This is a genomic window from Maribacter sp. ACAM166, from assembly GCF_005771495.1.
Classification (GTDB): Bacteria; Bacteroidota; Bacteroidia; order Flavobacteriales; family Flavobacteriaceae; genus Maribacter.
The window spans coordinates 1-630 of the sequence record NZ_VAUW01000107.1 but is presented as its reverse complement, the minus strand read 5'-3'; the positions used below and the strand labels follow the sequence as shown (position 1 = coordinate 630).

The following is a 630-nucleotide window of genomic DNA, read 5'->3' as shown; positions in this document are numbered from 1 at the left end:
ATCACTATGTGCAGTTCTTTGAAATTTTTACCGTTGTTACTGAATTTCTGTTCGATATCATAGTCCTTTTTTAGTGGTGAATATCCTCTCCATTTATCTGTCACTATTTTTGCATCTGTACTTATATGCTCTTGAAATATTTGTGTTAATGATTTAGCAGAATAATCATCGATTGATTTCACATACACTCTTTTTATTTTTAGAATTGTAACTTCCACCTTGCTTACCTTCTTCTTTTCCTCCTACTGTGAATTCATCTACATGGACAATTTCGGTCAAAGGAAAATTTTGGCTACTTGCCATTGATTTTCTAACTTTTTGCATAAAATACCAAGCAGTTCCCTGTCTAATGTCAAAACGTTTTCCCATCTGAATACTTGAAACACTTTTACTACTCGTACTCATTTCAAACACAACACAAAAGGCTTTTTGCAACCCAAATTTAACTTTATGGAACAATGTATTTGCCGTGGCACTTTCAACATGATTACAACCGTAACAATGATACTTGTACCCAGATTTCTCACATCCTTTTGTGTGACCACATTTCATACATTTAAAACCATCGTGCCATTTTATTTTCGCTAAATATGCCTTACAGGCATCATCATTTGGCAATTCTTTTACAAA

The 630-nt window shown here is 33.3% G+C and carries 1 pseudogene; it reads right to left on the bottom strand.

What is annotated here, in order from left to right:
• A pseudogene (locus ES765_RS21555) lies at positions 1-630 on the bottom strand (IS1595 family transposase); the annotation flags it as partial.